General features: G+C 72.9%; 16 protein-coding genes. 8 read left to right on the top strand and 8 right to left on the bottom strand.

Annotation, left to right across the window (positions count from 1 at the left end; genetic code table 11):
• Window positions 1–80: 80 nt before the first annotated feature.
• Window positions 81–482, bottom strand: coding sequence for a DUF3224 domain-containing protein (locus tag ABD297_RS03700; RefSeq protein WP_344253071.1), 402 nt, complete (start codon window positions 480–482; stop codon window positions 81–83).
• A gap of 223 nt (window positions 483–705) precedes the next feature.
• Here ABD297_RS03700 and ABD297_RS03705 point away from each other — a divergent pair, with 223 nt between their 5' ends.
• A complete protein-coding gene (locus ABD297_RS03705; protein ID WP_344253073.1) occupies window positions 706–1,458 on the top strand; it encodes a DUF4118 domain-containing protein in 753 nt (250 codons plus the stop codon).
• Between the two features lie 213 nt (window positions 1,459–1,671).
• Here the strand turns inward: ABD297_RS03705 and ABD297_RS03710 are convergent, their stop codons facing one another.
• Window positions 1,672–2,469: a deoxyribonuclease IV gene (locus tag ABD297_RS03710; protein WP_344253075.1), complete on the bottom strand. Its 798-nt coding sequence runs from the start codon at window positions 2,467–2,469 to the stop codon at window positions 1,672–1,674.
• A gap of 106 nt (window positions 2,470–2,575) precedes the next feature.
• Here ABD297_RS03710 and ABD297_RS03715 point away from each other — a divergent pair, with 106 nt between their 5' ends.
• Window positions 2,576–3,112 carry a DUF4395 domain-containing protein gene (locus ABD297_RS03715; RefSeq protein WP_344253077.1) on the top strand — a complete coding sequence of 179 codons (537 nt, stop codon included), beginning with the start codon at window positions 2,576–2,578 and terminating at the stop codon, window positions 3,110–3,112.
• A 24-nt stretch (window positions 3,113–3,136) separates the two neighbouring features.
• Here the strand turns inward: ABD297_RS03715 and ABD297_RS03720 are convergent, their stop codons facing one another.
• A complete protein-coding gene (locus ABD297_RS03720) occupies window positions 3,137–4,123 on the bottom strand; it encodes an LLM class F420-dependent oxidoreductase (RefSeq protein WP_344253079.1) in 987 nt (328 codons plus the stop codon).
• A 97-nt stretch (window positions 4,124–4,220) separates the two neighbouring features.
• Complete coding sequence (locus ABD297_RS03725) at window positions 4,221–4,940, bottom strand: MBL fold metallo-hydrolase (protein WP_344253081.1); 720 nt, start codon at window positions 4,938–4,940, stop codon at window positions 4,221–4,223.
• A gap of 182 nt (window positions 4,941–5,122) precedes the next feature.
• On the opposite strand from ABD297_RS03725, the gene ABD297_RS03730 reads away from it, so the two are divergent.
• Complete coding sequence (locus tag ABD297_RS03730; RefSeq protein WP_344253083.1) at window positions 5,123–5,683, top strand: type 1 glutamine amidotransferase domain-containing protein; 561 nt, start codon at window positions 5,123–5,125, stop codon at window positions 5,681–5,683.
• A gap of 96 nt (window positions 5,684–5,779) precedes the next feature.
• On the opposite strand, the gene ABD297_RS03735 is transcribed toward ABD297_RS03730, so the two are convergent.
• Window positions 5,780–7,387, bottom strand: a complete 1,608-nt coding sequence (locus ABD297_RS03735; protein WP_344253085.1) for an LLM class flavin-dependent oxidoreductase — start codon at window positions 7,385–7,387, stop codon at window positions 5,780–5,782.
• Between the two features lie 28 nt (window positions 7,388–7,415).
• On the opposite strand from ABD297_RS03735, the gene ABD297_RS03740 reads away from it, so the two are divergent.
• Genes ABD297_RS03740 through ABD297_RS03750 form a run of 3 tightly spaced genes read left to right on the top strand, consistent with a single transcriptional unit; the run spans window position 7,416 to window position 10,638 of the window.
• On the top strand, window positions 7,416–8,741 hold the full coding sequence (locus ABD297_RS03740; RefSeq protein WP_344253087.1) for a M20/M25/M40 family metallo-hydrolase: 1,326 nt from the start codon (window positions 7,416–7,418) through the stop codon (window positions 8,739–8,741).
• Between the two features lie 33 nt (window positions 8,742–8,774).
• Window positions 8,775–10,229 (top strand): MFS transporter, encoded by a 1,455-nt coding sequence (locus ABD297_RS03745; RefSeq protein ID WP_344253089.1) that lies wholly within the window; start codon window positions 8,775–8,777, stop codon window positions 10,227–10,229.
• Window positions 10,230–10,269: 40 nt separating this feature from the next.
• Window positions 10,270–10,638 (top strand): TfoX/Sxy family protein, encoded by a 369-nt coding sequence (locus ABD297_RS03750; RefSeq protein WP_344253093.1) that lies wholly within the window; start codon window positions 10,270–10,272, stop codon window positions 10,636–10,638.
• Between the two features lie 223 nt (window positions 10,639–10,861).
• On the opposite strand, the gene ABD297_RS03755 is transcribed toward ABD297_RS03750, so the two are convergent.
• A complete protein-coding gene (locus tag ABD297_RS03755) occupies window positions 10,862–12,205 on the bottom strand; it encodes a DUF2786 domain-containing protein (protein ID WP_344253095.1) in 1,344 nt (447 codons plus the stop codon).
• 125 nt (window positions 12,206–12,330) lie between these two features.
• Here ABD297_RS03755 and ABD297_RS03760 point away from each other — a divergent pair, with 125 nt between their 5' ends.
• On the top strand, window positions 12,331–12,654 hold the full coding sequence (locus ABD297_RS03760; RefSeq protein ID WP_344253097.1) for a TfoX/Sxy family protein: 324 nt from the start codon (window positions 12,331–12,333) through the stop codon (window positions 12,652–12,654).
• Window positions 12,655–12,834: 180 nt separating this feature from the next.
• Window positions 12,835–15,180, top strand: a complete 2,346-nt coding sequence (locus ABD297_RS03765; RefSeq protein WP_344253100.1) for a hypothetical protein — start codon at window positions 12,835–12,837, stop codon at window positions 15,178–15,180.
• Window positions 15,181–15,216: 36 nt separating this feature from the next.
• Here the strand turns inward: ABD297_RS03765 and ABD297_RS03770 are convergent, their stop codons facing one another.
• Window positions 15,217–15,657, bottom strand: coding sequence for a DUF1348 family protein (locus ABD297_RS03770; RefSeq protein ID WP_344253103.1), 441 nt, complete (start codon window positions 15,655–15,657; stop codon window positions 15,217–15,219).
• Between the two features lie 133 nt (window positions 15,658–15,790).
• Window positions 15,791–17,434 carry an HNH endonuclease gene (locus tag ABD297_RS03775; RefSeq protein ID WP_344253105.1) on the bottom strand — a complete coding sequence of 548 codons (1,644 nt, stop codon included), beginning with the start codon at window positions 17,432–17,434 and terminating at the stop codon, window positions 15,791–15,793.
• Window positions 17,435–17,607 lie beyond the last annotated feature (173 nt).

Below are 17,607 nucleotides of genomic sequence, written 5' to 3' on the forward strand. Positions count from 1 at the left end.
CCCCCCGCGCACCACCGACGACGGGCCACGGACCGGGTTGCGACACCCGGTCCGTGGCCCGTCGGCCGTGTCGGTCGGTGTCAGCCGAGGTTGTGGTCGAAGTCCATCCGGTGCGTGCCGTCCTCGTCGATGCGCAGGCGCACGGTGCCCTCGATGCCGGCCAGCTCGTCGGTGCCGCTGCCCGGCACGATGAGGCCGTACTCGTGGGCCCGGTCCTCGCCGCTCGTCGAGGCGGCGTGCACGAAGTTGAACGCGCCGCGGCGGCCGGCGACGGTGCCCTCGAAGGACTCCATCGCGACGTACGTGCCGACGCCCGAGCCCTGGTCGAAGGCCGACGTGAACTGGGTGACGCTGCGCCCGGCGACGTCGCCGGCATACGTCTTGCGCATCCGGAGGTGGCCGGTGGGCAGAGCCGTCGTCACGTCGGGGACGAAGTCGGTGACGTCGAAGTCGGACGTCGTGAAGGTCGAGGTGCTCAGCATGCTGCGACGCTAGCGAGCCGAATGCCGTTGGGCTAGAACGTTCCCGACGGTCAGAGGGTGCGGACGCGGTTTGCCTCACCGGTCCCGTCGTTCGCCGTGCTCCCGCCGCCGGGCGTGGAGGAGTCCTGCTGGACCGGGCGCCGTCGTCAGGACGGCGTCAAGATCGCGTCAGGATGGGGTCGAACCCGTGACGGCGCGCCCTCGGCGGGTGTTGCGTGGAGTCATGACCACTGACTGGCTCGCCACGCACCGTGCGCTGACGCGGTGGGGCGCCCTGCTCCTACCGGTCGTCGTGGGTGCCGTGCTCGCGCTGCTCCGCGACCCCCTCGACCCGAGCACCGCGGCGATGGTGCTCGTGCTGCCCGTCGTCGCGGCCGCCGCCACGGGCGACCGGGTCGCGGGTGTCCTCGCCGCCCTCGCCGCCGCCGGCAGCTTCGACTTCTTCCTGACCGAGCCGTACTACTCCCTCTCGATCCACCGCCAGGCCGACCTCGAGCTCGCGGTCGCGCTCGTCGTCGTGGGTCTCGCGGTGACGGAGATCGCCCTCTGGGGCCGGCGCCAGCAGGCGGTGGCCCAGCGGCGGGAGGGCTACATCTCGGGCCTGACCCACCTGCTCGACCTGCCGCCCGACACGACCGAGCAGGCCCGCTCCGTCGCCATCGCGAGCGCCATCACGACGGTGCTCGGGGCCGACCGCTGCACGTGGGACCCGGGCCACCCGCGCTGGAACGACGCCGTGGTCGACGCCGACGGCCAGGTCATGTCGGGAGGACGCCGCCTGCCCGTCGAGCGCGTCGGGCTCCCCACCGACGGCTACGCGGCCGTGGTCGTGCGGCGCGGCGAGCAGGTGCTGGGCCACTTCCGGGTGACGGCCTCGACGCACGTCGTGCGGCCCACCGCCGAGCAGCTGCGGGTCGCGGTGCTGCTCGCCGACCGGATGGCAGTCGGCGGTCGCGCCGGGTCCGACCGCACCTGAGCTCTCCTGGCTCTCGAGGCCCGTACGCCGCAGCCCGCCACCGAGGAGGGGATGGCGGGACGCGGCGCACGGGAGCGGGAGCGCCGGACCGGCATCGTTGGCGACCCGAACGCAACCCCTGAGTAACCTAGGGGCCCGCGGGCGGCCGGTGGGTAAAGAGTCGGTCAGGAAATCCTGTCAGCCCGCTGGGAGCTGCGGGGTCGGTGTGCGGCGTCAGTCGACCTGCGACCGGAGCCAGGCGATGTCGGCCGTCTGCCCCTCGAGGCCTCCGGGCGTCTCGCACACGACGGGCGCCCCGGCAGCGCGGATGACCCCCGCGAGCGCCTCGCCGGCGATGTGTCCCGACCCGAAGTTCGTGTGCCGGTCGGCGCCGGAGTCGAACTCGTCGCGCGAGTCGTTGGCGTGCACGAGGTCGATGCGGCCGGTGATGGCGCGCACCTCGTCGACGACGGTGCCGAGGTCGTTGCCACCCGCGTGGGCGTGGCAGGTGTCGAGGCAGAAGCCGACCTGGTCGCTGCCGGACGCCGATCCGATGGCGTCCCAGAGTCGGGCGATCGCCTCGAGCCGACGGGCCATCGCGTTGTCGCCGCCCGCGGTGTTCTCGATGAGGAGCGGGACCGGCAGGTCGAGACCGTCGATGCACTTGCGCCAGTTGTCGAAGCCCTTGGCGGCGTCCTCGTCGGCGCCGAGGTGGCCGCCGTGCACGATGACCCCCTTGGCCCCGATCTCGGCGGCCGCGGTCAGGTGCTGCTGCAGCAGCTTGCGCCCGGGGATGCGGATGCGGTTGTTGAGGCTCGCGACGTTGATCGGGTAGGGCGCGTGGACGTAGAGGTCGACCCCCGCGGCCTCGGCGTCGGCCTTGAGCGCGGCCGCGCCACCCGCATACGAGACGACCGGTCCCTTGTAGCTCTGCGGGTCGCCGAGGAAGAGCTGCGAGAGGGAGGCGCCGCGCGCCTTCGCCTCGGCGATGGGGTCCTCCTGGTCGACGTGAGCACCGATGTGTAGAGCCATGTCGCCAGCGTATGCCGCGTGGCCGACACCGCTTCGGCCGCCGTCGGACGCGTCACCTGGCGAGACGACTTGCATAACCAGCCCTTATGTCGTCAATAATGTGTGGATGAGTTCCTTGCGCTTCCCCGCCGTCGTCGACGATGTCACCGTGCGACTCATCGCCGCCGTCGTCCTCGTCGTGGGCGTCATCGCACTGGCCACCTCGCAGTGGTGGCTGTATGCCGTCCTCGCCGTCGACTTCTCCCTGCGGGCCGCGTTCGGACCCTCGGCCAGCCCCATCGCCCGGCTCGTGCAGCGGTGGATCCGACCCTCCGTCCCGGCGCCGAAGCGGCCCACGGCCGGCGCGCCCAAGCGGTTCGCGGCGACCATCGGCGCCGTCATGACGGTCGCCGCGACCGCGCTCTGGGTGCTGAGCCTCGTCACCGGGTCGTCCGGCGCCGTCGTCGGGGTCGTCGTCATCGGCGCCGTCATGGTGGTCTTCCCGGCGCTCGAGTCGATCTTCGGCATCTGCGTCGGCTGCATCGCCTTCGCCGGTCTCATGCGCCTCGGCGTCATCCCCGAGGAGGTCTGCCTCGAGTGCGCCGACATCACCAAGCGCCGCGAGCGGATCCTCGCCGAGCGTGCGGAGCGCCAGGCCGCCTGAGGCGCCCGAGCAAACGGGTCCGACTCAGCCGGCTGCGGCCCGCAGCTTCTGGAGCAGCGGCTGCGCCGCCTCGTCGAGGAAGCGCTCCTGGGCGTCCCCGCCGACCTGCACGAGGGCGATGTCGGTGAAGCCGGCCTCCCAGTAGGCGCGGACCGACTCGACGATCCTGTCGAGGTCGGGGCCGCACGGGATCGACTCGGCGACGTCCTCGGGACGGACGAACTGCGTCGCCCCGGAGAACCCGGCCGGGGTGGGCAGGTCGGAGTTGACCTTCCACCCACCGGCGAACCAGCGGAACTGCTCGTGGGCGCGCTGGACGGCGGCCTCCTCGTCGGGGTCCCAGCAGATCGGGATCTGGCCGATGGCGCGGGCGCCGGAGCCGATGCGCTCGGCACCCTCGGTGCGGTTCCACGTGTCGACGAGCTCGGCCTCGGGCTGCACGGCGATCATGTGGTCGGCCAGCGGGGCGAGCCGCTCGATCGACATGTCGCCGCTCACCGCGACCGCGACCGGCACGAGGATGTCGGGCAGGTCCCAGACGCGTGCGGAGTCGACATCGAAGTACTCCCCGTGGTGGGTGACGAGGTCGCCGGAGTGCAGCTTGCGGATGATCTCGATCGCCTCGGCGAGCATCTCCTGACGCGTGACGACGCCCGGCCAGCCCTCGCCGACGACGTGCTCGTTGAGGCTCTCGCCGCTGCCGAGACCGAGGGTGAAGCGGCCGTCGGCGAGCAGCTGGAGCGTCGCGGCCTTCTGGGCGATGACGGCGGGGTGGTAGCGCATCGTCGGGCACGTCACGTAGGTCATGAGCTCGACCCGTTCGGTGGCGTGCGCCACGGCGCCGAGCACCGACCAGGCGTAGGGCGCGTGGCCCTGCTCGGTGAGCCACGGCGAGTAGTGGTCGCTGGAGACCTCGAAGTCGAAGCCGGCAGCCTCCGCTCCCACCGCCCAGCGCACGAGGTCCTTGGGGCCGCTCTGCTCGGTCATCAGGGTGTATCCGAAGTTCGTCACGTACGGGTCGTACCCACTCGTGCCGTCTTGCGTGTACAAGGTCTGTCCACAGTTGTGGACAGACGTGTGGACAGGTGCCGGCGCTGGGGGCGGCCGGTCAGTCGGTCCGGTGCGAGCCGAGGAAGCGGCGGATGGCCTCGCGGGGGCGGTCGCGCAGCTCGGCGCCGTGCGTGAAGGCGGCGAGGTCGTAGTCGAGCTCCCCGAGGACGTGCGCCGTGCGCTGCGTCATCCGGAAGTCGGTGCAGAAGGCCTTGACCGGCCAGCGCAGCCCCACGACGTTGAAGATCGCGTCGCCGGTGATGAGGGTGCGCGACTCCTCGTGGAGCAGCGAGACGTGACCGGGGGAGTGGCCCGGGGTGTGCACGACGCGCAGTCCTCCCGCGACCGGCAGCACCTCGCCGTCGGTCATCTCGCGCTCGACGGCGAGCGGCTCGAAGTCGCGGCCCGGTCGCGAGAAGCGCTCGAAGAGCCGTCCGAGCAGGAAGCTCCGGTCCCGCGGTGGTGAGGACCCCTCGGCGGCGTAGGCCGCGTCGTCGTGGTGGACGGTGAAGCCGCGTCCCGTCTCGCGCGCGACGTGCGCCGCGCCTCCGGCGTGGTCGGGGTGGGCGTGCGTCAGCACCTGGCGCGTCACGTCGGAGGGGGCGGAGCCGATGGCGCCGAGCGCCGCCAGGACCTTGGGTCCCGAGCTCTTCACCCCCATGTCGACGAGCGTCACCTGGCCGTCGTCGTCACGCAGGATGAAGCCGTTGACGAGGTCGCGCACGAGCGGGATGCGCCAGACGTTCGGCGCGAGCGGAACCACGAGCTCCTTGGCCATGGCCCGACCCTAGTGCCGGGCGGCGTCGGCCGCCGCTGCTGTCGAGGGTCGCCGTCGAAGGCCACGGTCGGGGGTGACAGGACGGCGCGGGGTGGGTAGGAGCCGAGGGTGGCGCTCGACGCCACCCCAGACGCCGAACACCACCGAGCGCCCCCCACCCGGGGCGACCAGAGGAGGGCCCCATGGCCAAGCGAGTCGCATTTCTCGTCGCGAGCGAAGGCATCGAGCAGGTCGAGCTGACCGACCCGTGGAAGGCCGTCACCGACGCCGGTCACGAGGCCGTCCTCGTCAGCCCCGAGTCCGGCGAGGTCCAGATGTTCAACCACCTCGACAAGGGCGACACCAAGTCCGTCGACGTGACCGTCGCCGACGCCAAGGTCGATGACTTCGACGCCCTCGTGCTGCCCGGCGGCGTCGCCAACCCCGACAACCTGCGCACCCACGAGGGTGCCGTGGCCCTCGTGCGCGACTTCGTCGCGTCGGGCCGCCCGGTCGCCGCGATCTGCCACGCGCCGTGGACCCTGATCGAGGCCGACGTCGTCAAGGGCCGCCGCATCACGTCCTGGCCGAGCCTGCAGACCGACCTGCGCAACGCGGGCGGTGAGTGGGTCGACGAGTCGCTCGTCGTCGACGGAAACCTCATCACGAGCCGCAACCCCGACGACCTGCCGGACTTCTGCGGCGCCGTCGTCGAGGCGCTCGACCACGGATCTGCTGCCGCGACGTCGGCTCCGTCGGCCTGACCGGCGCTCGACCGGCCGCGCCTGCGGCCCCATGATCGGCCGCCCCTCCCGGACCCCTGCCGGGAGGGGCGGTCTCGTGTCCGGACCCCTTGCCGCTCAGCCGAACCCGTGCTGCGCGAGGGGGTGGAGCAGCTCGCGCTCCTCGTAGGCGAGGTGTGACAGGAGCGTGTCGGTGAGCAGGTCCAGGGCGCGTTGGATCTCGTCGAGGGCCTCGCCCCCGGACCGGCCGTACGCGTCGGTCCCGACGAGCCCGACGAGCGCGTCGTCGACCTGCTCGAGCACGTCGGCGATGACGTGGTGCTCCTCCTCGAGGCGGTCGATGACCGGCCCGAGGTCGGGCTGGGCTCCGCGCAGGTGGACGAAGATGCTCCGGTCCTCGAGGGTGTGGTGTCCCGTGACGAGCCGGCAGTACGTCTCGCAGTAGGCGCCGAGCGTCCAGTTGTTCTGCCGCATGGCCATCGTGTTGATGACCGACCGTGCGGCCCCGGTCGACATCGCCCCGCGCCGCACCTGGCCGACGATGTCGCGCAGCTGGGCGAGCTCGCCCCGGAGGTGGTCGTGCACGTCGACGAGGTGCTGGGGCACGGCCTGCTGGGCCGGGGTGTATGCCGTGTCGCCGGGTCTCGCGGTCACCGGGCGGTCGTCCTCGCGCCAGGGGAGCGTCGGGCTGAGCCGCACCCCGTCGTCGGGTGTCGCGACCACGGCGAGCGGCGAGCCCTCGGCGTGCACCGGGGTGGCCTGCTGGACCACGGACACCGAGTCCCGTTGCGGCCGGGAGGCGACGGCCGGCTCGGAACCCCTTGCGCGGCGGGCGCGTTCGGCGTCGACGAGGTCACGCACGGCTGAGGCGACCTCCACGGCATACCGGCGCAGCACGTCCGGGTCGTCGGTCCCGAGGACGTAGGTGCTCATGCCCTCGGTGAGGGTCAGCTCGGCCAGCTGCTCGGCCCACGCGTCGGCGGTGCCGCGCAGGAAGCCGCTGCCGGTGCCGAACGACCCGAAGACGTTGTACATCCGTCGGATCGCCTGCGGTCCCCGGCCTGCGTGCTCGGCGGCCTCGTCGATGACGGCGTTCATCCCGGCGAGGGCTTCAGGGTCGGCGTAGCCCATGCTCGGCAGCCACCCGTCGGCAAGCCGGCCCGTGACGCGGAGCATCCGTGGCCGGTAGGCGCCGAGCCAGATGCCGACCGGGTGCACGGGGAACGGGCCGGCGTGCATCCCTGCGACGGAGTAGTGCTCACCCTGCACCGTGACCGACCGTGCCCCGGGGTGGTCCGGGTCCTGACCCCACGCCCCGCGGATGACCCGGATCGCCTCGACGAGCGCGTCCACCGCCTCCCTCGGTGTGCGGCGCTCACCGCCGGCGGCGACGATCGCGTCCCAGAAGGCGCCGGTGCCCAGGCCCAGCTCGGCCCGGCCGCCGCTGATGACGTCGAGGGTGGCCACCTGCTTGGCGAGCCCGGCGGGCGGTCGCAGGGGCAGGTTGGCGACGTTGGCGGCGACCCGGATCGCGCTCGTGCGGGCGGCCACGGCGGTCAGCAGCGTGGAGGTGTCGAGGTGCTTGGCGTTGTAGGGGTGGTCCTGGACCGTGAAGAGGTCGAGGCCCACGACGTCGGCGAGCTGGGCCAGCTCGAGGGTCTCGTGCACCCGGGAGACCTCCGGGCTCGCGAACACCCCGAACTGCAGCTCGTGCCCATAGTCCATGCGGTCAGCGTGGCATACGCTCCCGCTCATGAACGGGGACGACGCTGCCGTCGAGGCGCTGCGGGCGCTCATCCGCATCCCTACCGTCTCGGACTGGGACCCCGCCAAGGAGGACCGCGCCGTCTTCGAGACCCTCCTCGCCGAGCTGCGGGCGCGCTTCCCGCGCCTGCACTCGACGTGCGAGGTCGAGCGGATCAGCGGCGACGCCCTCCTCGTCCGGTGGCCGGGGCTCACGCGCGAGGCACCGGTCGTGCTCATGGCCCACCTCGACGTCGTGCCCGTGGACGACCCGTCGGTCTGGACGCACCCGCCCTTCGCCGGTGAGCTCGTCGACGGGCACGTCTGGGGCCGTGGGGCGCTCGACTGCAAGGGCTCGCTCGTCGCGACGTGCCAGGCGGTCGAGGACCTCATCGAGGACGGGGTGACCCCCGGCCGGGACGTGTGGCTCTCGTTCGGCTGCAACGAGGAGGTCTCGGGTCGCGCCGCCAAGGACGCGGTCGCGATCCTGCGCGACCGGGCCGTCGAGCCGTGGTTCGTCGTCGACGAGGGCGGCGCCATCGTCCAGGGGGCGCTCCCGGGCGTCGCCGCGCCGATGGCCGTCGTCGGCGTCTCGGAGAAGGGGACGGTCGACGTCGAGCTCGTGGCGCGCGGGGACGGTGGCCACGCCTCCGCTCCGCGACGCATGGGCGCGACGAGCCGGCTCGCCCGGGCGATCCTGCGGCTCGAGCGCAGGCCCTTCCCCAGCCACCTGCCCGACGCCACCGTCGACATGCTCGAACGCGCCGGTGCCCACGCGCGGATGCCGTATGCCGCGGTCTTCGGTCACGCGCGCCGGCTGCGGCCCGTGCTCTCCCGGGTGCTGCCGCGACTCGGTCACGAGACGGCCGCGCTGACGAGGACGACCGTCGCGGTCACGCAGCTCTCGGGCTCCCCGGGAGCCAACGTCATCGCCGCCACCGCGCGGGCCCACGTCAACATGCGGGTCATGGTCGGAGAGACGGTGGCCGGGGCCATCGCGCGAATCCGCAGCACCGTCAAGGACCCCCACGTCGAGGTCACCCTCGTCAGCGGCGACGAGCCCAGCCCGGTGTCGCCGACGGACGACACGGCATACGCCCTCCTCGAGTCGACGCTGGCGGACGTGTTCCCGGGGACGGTCGCCGTGCCGTACGTCATGCTCGCGGCCACGGACTCACGGCACTTCCACCGCGTCTGGCCGCGGGTCTACCGCTTCACGCCGTTCCGCATGACCGACGCGCAGCGGGCCTCGATCCACGGCGTGGACGAGCGCATCGGCGTGGACGACCTCCTCGACGGCGTGCGGTGGTACCGCCGCCTCCTCGAACAGCTCTGACGCCGAGCACCCCACAGCGAGAACAGGATCCGCATGTCAGACAGCACGGCCGTCTCCGACGCGGCCCGGGCCGTGGCCCGCAGCCCGATCACCAAGGTCGTCGGCTTCCTCATCTGCGTCGAGCTCGCCAGCGGTGTGCTGCAGGGCTACTACACGCCGATCTTCACCGACATCGCCCGGCACCTGTCGATCAAGGACGCCGACGTCAACTGGTTCGAGGCGGCCCAGCTCATCGTGTCGGCGCTCGTCGTCCCGCTCCTCGCGCGGCTCGGCGACCTCATCGGGCACCGCAAGGTGCTGCTGCTCTCGACGGTGGTCACGGCGCTCGCCTCCTGGGGCGTCGAGTTCGCGCCGAGCTTCGGGCTCTTCCTCGTCGCGTGGGCGATCCAGGGCTTCTACGTCGTGTGGCTGCCGATGGAGGTGGCGATCATCCACCGCCGCACCGGCGGCTCCGAACGGCGCGTGCGCGGCGCCGCCGGGCTCCTCGTTGCCGGGCTCGAGCTCGGCGTCATCGCCGGTGCCCTGACGAGCGGTGCGCTGGCCGAGTCGCTCGGCATGACGGCTCTGCTCGCCCTCCCGGCCGTCGTCGTGACGCTGGCGCTCGTCGCGATCTGGTTCGGGGTCGAGGAGTCACCCGTGCTCGCCCACGGGACGGTCGACTGGCGTGGCTTCTGGCTCGTCACGCTCGCCCTCGCGCTCGTGATGGGTGGTCTGGTCATGGTGCGCGTCGTCGGTCCCGGCAGTCCCTGGCCATGGCTGCTCGTCGTCGCGGGTGGTGCGGCGCTGGTGCCCTTCGCGCGGGTCGAGCTGGCTCACCCGGAGCCGCTCGTCGACCTGCGGATCCTCGGGGCGCGCGGGCAGTGGCCCGTGCAGGCGACGGCCTTCCTCTTCGGGGTCTCGGTGCTCGGCGCCCAGATTCCGCTGTCCACCTTCGCGCGCACCGACCCGGCCGTGACGGGCTACGGGCTCGGCGCCTCCGCCGGCAAGGTCTCGATCATCATCGGCGGCTACGTGCTGTCCCTCGCGGTCGGGGCCCTGCTACTGCACCTGCTCGCGCACCGCACCGGGACGCGGGTGGCGATGGTCGTCGCGGCGCTGCTCGTCGCGGTGGGCTACCTGCTCTTCCTGCCGTTCCACGCCAGCCTCGCGCAGACGATGACCAACATGGTCATCGCCGGCCTGGGCTCCGGGGCCCTCGTGGCCGGTCTGCCGACCGCCGCCGCGGCCCAGGCGCCGCCCACGCACACCGGCCTGACCACGGGGATGACCAACACCACCAAGACGATCGGCGGTGCGTTCGCCTCGAGCGTCTTCGCGATCGCGCTGGCCTCGACCGGCTCGGTCGACTCGGAGGCGACGGCGCACGCCTCACTGTCGGGCTACCTCACCGTCTGGGCGATCTGCGGTGTCACCGCCCTCGTCGCGGCTCTCTTCCTGGCGGTGGTCCGCGACACCGGCAGGCGCGAACCCACCCCCGCACCGGCCTGAACCCACCCCGTGGGTCCGTGCGTGGTGGTGTCATGGAGCCATGCAGCTGCCCAAGCACTCCGACGAGGCCAAGGCCCACTTCCGGTCGCTGGTGAAGGACGCTCCGGGTGTGGAGGTCAAGCCGATGTTCGGCAGCCTCGGGGCGTTCGTCAACGGCAACATGTTCGCCGGGCTCTTCGGCGCCGACGTCGGCGTCAAGCTCGACCCGGCCGGGCTGGAGGAGCTGAGGGCCCTGCCGGGCAGCGGGCCCTTCGGTCCCGAGGGCCGACCCATGGGTGGCTACCTGTCGCTGCCCGCCGCGCTCGACGACGCCGCCCGGTCCGCGTGGCTCGACCGCGCCCGCGACCACGTGGCCACCCTGCCGCCGAAGGTCCACAAGCCGAGCGCCCGCCGGACGCCCAAGCCCTAGCCGCAAGCCCCGGCGCTAGCCGCAAGCCCCGGCGCTAGCCGCAAGCCCCGGCGCTAGCCGCAAGCTCAGGCCCCAGCCGGACCCCCAGGCGCCAGCCAGGCGCCCGCCAGCCGGGCACCCGGGAGCCAGCCGCGGCGCCTCGGCCACGGTCGCCCGGGGTCGCCCGGGGTCGCCCGGGGTCGCCTGGGGTCGCCTGGGGTCGCCCGGTGGCGCCCGCGCCGGCTCAGGCTCCCAGTCGAGGCGACGCCCCGAGCTGGGCCCGGTCCGCCGCCGTCCGACCGGAGTGCCAGCCCTCGGCGTCACGCGCCGCGCTGACCCTGGTCTGACGCACCTCGGGGAACCACGTGCCGAGGGCCTCGTCGACCTGCTCGGCCCGAGCCGCGAGGAGCGGGACCAGCTCTCGTCCGCCCGCGTTGGCTGCGAAAGCGGCCTCCTCCTCCCGGGCCGTGGCCTCGTGCAGCCGCTCGCCGATGCGGTCGGCGAACGCCGCGAGGAACGACTGCCGGAAGGAGCGGGTGCGGCTGCCCCCGTGCAGCGTGCTGCGCGAGCCCGCGGCGGCGAGCGTGCGCGTCGCCTGGACGAGCAGCGAGGTGAAGAGCAGCTCGACCGCGTCGAGGTCGGCCTCGAAACCGACGACCGTGCCGAAGCCCAGCTCGCGCGACCAGACCATGCGGCACCGGTTGGCGGAGACCACGGCCTGCAGCAGCACGGCCTTGGGGCCGTCGTACGGGTTGTCGATGCCGATGCGTCTGCCCCGCGGGCCGTCCCGGTCGGTGCGGTCGGCCCGCTGCGTCAACAGGGCTGCGTCGATGCTGTGGCGCGCCATGAGCGACTGGGCGCCCGCGGTGAAGGTGGCGGCCTCGGCCTCGAACGTCGTCGACTCCGCCTTGGCCAGGAGCATGCGGACGCGGCTGAGGATGCGCTCGTCGACCGCTGCCGCACCGGCCGCCTCCGGCTGGCCAGGACCGGGCAGAGCCTCTCCTGGCACGGGCGTCAGGTGCTCGAGCGTCGGCAGGCGTGCCAGCAGGTGCAGCACGGTGATGACCTGCGACACGAGCGTGAACCAGTCGGTGCCGGCTGCCCGGCGCGCCTCGATCCAGGTGGTCGACCGTGGCCCCGGCGGTCGGTCGTCCACCTCGCGCAGCTGGGCCAGCCACCTGGCGTCGACCGTCGCCGGCGCATACTGCCCCAGCTCGTGGGCCATGACGTCGACGACCACGCCCTGCTCCGGCGCACCGAGACGGCGGCCGACGAGGCGGTGGAGGTCGGCAGGCTGCCAGCCGATCTGCCAGGCGTGCGTGGTGGCGGTCGTGGTGGAGTCGAGAAGCGTCAGCACCGCCGCGCGCCGGGTGCTCGGTGAGGCACAGAGGGCAGCCATCGTGGCGGCCACGAAGTCGAGTCCGTGCTCGTCCCAGTGGTCGAGCGCGTCGAAGGCCTCGGTCAGGAGTCCGTGGAGGGCGCTGCGCGTCTCCTCATCCGATGCCGGACCCTCGAACGCGGCCTGGGTGCGCGGGTCGCAGGTGCTGCGCTCCGTGCCCTGCCGCTGTCTGCGACGTGCCTTGCCCATGTGTCCTCCTCGGGTCGAGTCACCATGCTGTCACCCGACCGCGCCGACTCCCGACCGCCGTCGCGGTCGGTGGACGAGCAGGCTTCGCCCTCGAGGGGTGTGGACAACGGTGGTCTCATGGGGAGGTGACCCAGAGAGAACCGGACACCCACGCAGAGCTGCGCGAGCTCGTGGGCGACGAGGCGGGTGTGGAGCTGCGGCCGATGTTCGGCACCCTCGCTGCCCTCGTGGACGGACACGTCTTCTCCGTCGCCACGGCCGACGCCGTCGGGGTGAAGCTCGGCCCCGAGGCCCTCGACGACCTGGGGGCCCTGCCCGGTTCGGGCATGCTCATGATGGGTCGTCGCCGGATGTCGGCGTACCGCGCCCTCCCGCCGGACCTGCCGGCCGGCGAGCGCCGCGCATGGCTCCGCCGGGCGCGCGACCACGTCTCGGGCCTGCATCACTGACCGTCGACAGCGAGAACCACGGGTGCGGTGGGGACGGCGGCGCTCCCGGCCACGAGCGGCAACACCTCATCGATCTTGCAGCGGCCTGCCAGAACCTCAGGTCACAATGATCGGCAAGGAGAGCCGGCAAACGCATCGCCCAGATGCCCCGGCTCGGCGTCTGTGCTGCGGATCAGGGGGATGGCTGTGACTGCTGCGCCGGTGCGCGACGTCGTCGTCACCTCCTCGCCCCGGTCCGCCTCCCCGCTTCGTGCCGCCGGCACGCGTGTCCTGCCGTGGCTGCTGGCGCTCGGGGCCGTGTGCGTCGCGATGGTGCAGACCGGCGTCCCGCTCCTCGACGTGCTGCGCTACGGCGCCTACCTCGTGCTGGGGTTGGCGCTGCCCGGCACGCTGGTGCTGCGCAGCCTGGTCCGGCAGCGACGCTCGCTGGTCGAGGATGCGACCCTCGGGACCGTCGTCGGCTGCGTCATCGAGCTGGTCGCGCTCGTGCTGACCTCCCTGCTCGGTGTGCAGCACTGGCTGCGCGTCTGGCCGGCGCTCGTCGTCCTCGTCTTCGTCGCGGTGCCCCGGCTGCGCCGGCACTGGCGGCGGGTGCCGGGCGAGACGGTGACGATCCTGCCCCGGCTCTGGCACTGGGGGATCGCCCCGGCGGCCGCCCTCAGCGCGGTGGGTGCCGTGCGGACGCTCGGCGTCTACCGACTCCCGCCGGCGGACGGCTCCTACTACCAGGACCTGCTCTGGCACCTCGGGATCGTGCACTCCATCACGAGGTCCATCCCGCCAGAGATCCCGCAGGTCAGTGGCGAGCTGCTGCGCTACCACTGGTTCTCGCACGCCCAGATGGCGGCAGGCGGCCTCGTCTCCGACGTGCCGGACGCGACCATCCTCCTGCGCCTGTGGCCGGCCGCCTTCACCGTGCTGGCGATCCTCGCGGCCGCGACCCTGGCCCGTGAGCTGTCCGGCGTCTGGTGGACCGGGCCGGTCGCCGGCTGGATCATCGCGATCGTCGGCGTGGCGCAGATCCTGCCCGTCACGGCATACGTCAACGCCCTCAGCCTGCTGAGCTTCTCGCAGACCTACGTCGTCGTCATCGCGCTCGCCACCGCCACCCTCACGGTCCGGGCCTTGCGCGGCGAGCGGCTCGGAGCGGGGTGGATCCTGGTGGGCGGCATGCTCGTGCTCGCGAGTGGCTCCAAGCCCACTGCGGTGCCGGTGCTGGTCGCGGGCGCCGCTGCTGTCCTCGTCGTCGGGCTGATCGTCAACCGCTCCTGGGTGCGGCCTGCCCTGATCCTGCTCGGCATCGGTGCCGTCATCCTGCCGGTGTCCTCGCGACTGGTCTCGGGCAGCGACTCCGGCTCGAAGCTGAGCCTCTTCGACTTCATGGAGTGGGTCCGGCTCTACCACCAGCTCACCGGGGCGCCGTTCAGGCCCGCGGCCGGCCCGATCCTCCCCGAGGGCGTCGCCGACCTCTCGACCCGGTCGGTCGAGGTGCTCGCGCTCGTGCTCGTCACGCAGTTCGTGCCGCTCGCCGCGGTGCTCGCCTCTGCCGTCGCCTTCCGTCACCGTCGCGTGCGCAAGGACCCCGCCGCGTGGTTCCTTCTCGGCATCATCGGCTCGGGAGTGACCGTCTACCTCGTGCTGTCGCACCCAGCCCTCAGCCAGCTCTACTTCCTCTCCCTCGCGGTGGCCTTCTTCGGACCCGTCCTCGCCTGGGCGATGGCAGCAGCCGTCGAGCGAGTCCCGGCTCGCCGCGCGGTCCGGGCCGGTGTCGTCGCCGGCGGCGTGGCGCTCGGCTGGGCGACTGCCCTCGTCGCCCTGCACGCCTCGCCCTCCGTGGCGTCCGGGCAGGAGCACAGCCTGGAGGCGTGGACCCGGGCGATCCTCGTGCCGATCGGGGTGGTCCTCGCCGTGGCCGTCGTCGGCGGGGTGGCCGTCGTCGTGCTGCGGCGGTTCGGTCGGCTGCCCGCCCACGTCGGAGTCGCGCTGCTCGTCCCCGCGGCGATCCTGGGTGCGCCGCTGGCCACCTCGGCACCGCCCGTCCTCGAGGGGATGCAGGCGTTCGTCCGTGGGGACGCGCTACCGGTGGTCGGGGGGCTGCCCCTGCCCGAAGGAGGCGGCGCGGCCCTCGACTGGCTGGCCACCCACACGCCGGAGGACGCCGTGGTGGCGACGAACCGGCACTGCGCCTCCGGGGTCCAGCGTGACCGGTGCCCCTCGCTCGCCTTCTACGTCAGCGGCCTCGGCGGCCGACAGACCATCCTCGAGGGCTGGGGCTACACGAGCCCCGTGGGCGGGCTCCAGGTCGCCACTCGCTGGCCCGAGCGACTCGCCGACAACGACGCGCTCTTCATCGACCCGACGGCGGCCGGCTTCGCCAAGCTCGAGCACCAGTTCGGCCTCGGCTGGCTCGTCGCGGACACGTCTTCCGGACCGGTCTCCCCCCGGATCACGCAGTACGCCACCCCGCGGTTCCACGCCGGCACCGTCACGGTCTACGAGGTCGACGGCCGGCCGGGGCGCCAGTAGGACGCGACCGGTCCAGAGGGGCGGCGCAGGCTGGTCTCAGAAGACGGGAAGCTCGCCCTCGCCGGGAGTGACGCGGCGTTCGGACTCGTCGATGGGCACGTCGTCGATGCTCGCCTCGCGGCGACGCATGTAGCCGAGGTCGTCGAACTCCCACTGCTCGTTGCCGTAGGACCGCCACCACTGCCCGCTCGCGTCACGCGACTCGTACTGGAAGCGGACGGCGATGCGGTTGCCGGAGAAGGACCAGAGGTTCTTGCGCAGGCGGTAGTCGAGCTCGCGCTCCCACTTGCCCGTGAGGAACTCGACCACGGCAGCCCGACCGACGACGTGTTCGCCGCGGTTGCGCCACTCGGTGTCCTCCGTGTACGCCCCCGCTACACGCTCGGGGTCGCGGGTGTTCCACGCGTCCTCGGCTGCCTGCACCTTCTGGAGCGCCGTCTCCTCGGTGAAGGGCGGCAGGGGAGGTCGTGGATCCATCGTGGGCTCCTCGCGTTGCGGCAGCAGTCAGCCAGTCGGTCGAGTCGGTTCGGTCGGCCCAGACTACGACGGGCCGGACGACCCCGGCGGGGCTCGACGATCCGGGCGGCGGACGTGCGCCCACCGGAGTGCCTCAGAACGGTGGGGGTGCCTCGTCAGGGCGGGGAGGCCCGGCGTCCGCAACGGGCAGGGGGACTCCCTCTCGCCAGTCCTTGGGGAGCGTGACATAGGTGCGACCGGTCAGCGTCGTCCATCCGAGTCCGCCGTCGGCGACGGGCGCAGAGGCCCACACGCCGTCCGTCTTCGCGTTGTGGTGCCAGCGGTGCTTGGCGTGGAGGTTGGCGACCGACGTCTCACCCCTCGGCCACGGCGTCTCGTGGTCGAGGTCGCACCGGGTCGCGACGACCTCGCAGCCGGGACCGCGGCACCGGCCGTCGACCGCCTCGACGTGCTCGACCATCGCTGCGGTCGGCCGGTAGGTGAGCGTGGGTCGGCTCAGGGCCTCGCCGGTGCGCAGGTCGACCGGCAGGGTGCGCCAGACCGACCCGGGACGCGTCATGATCTCGCGGGCGTGGGCGGCGGTGACCCAGCCATGGCCGGGCAGCTCGCACGCCGCGTCGGACAACCCGGTCGCGACCTCGAACGGCACGACCAGCCAGACCAGCCCGGCCGGCTGGCCCGTCGCGGCAGCACCCGGTCCGTGAGGGGCGGAAGAAGGATGTCCGGCCCCCGGGGTCGCCGGCGCTCCGGTCCAGGAAGGTCGGCGCTCGCCGTCGCGCCGTCCGCCCGCGCCCGCGGCGCGGACATCTGCGGCACCGTCGCTGGCCGGCCTCATGGTCGTGGTGTCGCCCGTGGTGCTCGGCCGGCCGGACGTCGTGTGGTCGGCCGGGGTGCTGCTCGAGGGGCTCACCGCAGTGCCGGTCGTGTGGTCGGTCGTGTGGTCCGTCGTGCGGTCGGTCGGCGGGTGCGCTTGGGCGCCGGCCTGCGCCGCCTCGAGGTGCTGTCGCAGCAGTGCCTCCGTGGCGAGGTCGCAGCGCAGCTGGTCGAGGGTGCGGGGATCGCCGGCACCGCGCGCCGCTCGGGCCTGCTCGTCGAGCCGGTCCATGACCGCGGCGACCGCGTCGGCGTCGGTGACGAGGGTGAGGCAGCCCATCCCGTCGGCAGTGAGACGACCGAACACGCCCCGCCGTGACCGCGCGTGCGCGTGACGCTCACCGGACCCCCGCGTGTCGACGGAGGCGATCGCCCGTCGCAGCCGGGTGACGAACGTGCGTTGTGCGATGACCCGGCCGTCCCGGGAGGGCGCCAGGACGGCCTGCTCGACGGCCGTCACGTCTGCGTCGGACAGGGCCGCCGTCTCGGACACGACCTGGAGGGCGCGGTGCAGCGTCGTCGCTCCCGACCGGAGCGCGGCGAGGATCACCCGGTGCCGCCGTGGTGCGGTGGCTAGCGACAGCCGGCGAGACACCTCGCCGACGCCGACGCCCGTGGCCAGCGCGATCTCCTCGCTGACGACCCGGTCGGCCGACACGTGCAGGGACCCCGCCGTCAGCGCCAGCGTCTCGAGCTGTTGGCGCTCGATGGTGTGGAGGGCTCCGTAGGCGGTGAGCAGCTTGGCCTCGACGCGCGCCTTCTCCGCCTCCAGCCGCTCGATGGTGGTCAACGCGCGGTCGCCCAGCGCCGTGAGGCCGGCCTGCACGTCCGTCATCACCGCGCTGCGAAGGTGGTCGTCCTCGACCCCGAGCAGGCCCGAGCGGCTGGATGCGACGTACGGCACGGTGCCCCTCCTCTCGGGCTCGACGACTACCTCGATTAGAACATGTGTTCTGCATATCTGCTTAGGTGAAGTAGCCTTTGTGGATGACCGCGAATCCGATTCGGGGGCAGGACTACCCAGCGACGTACCAGCAGCTGCTCGAGTGGTTCCCGGACAACCAGTCATGTCTGGAC

This window comes from Terrabacter carboxydivorans (assembly GCF_039532035.1).
Lineage (GTDB): Bacteria > Actinomycetota > Actinomycetes > Actinomycetales > Dermatophilaceae > Terrabacter > Terrabacter carboxydivorans.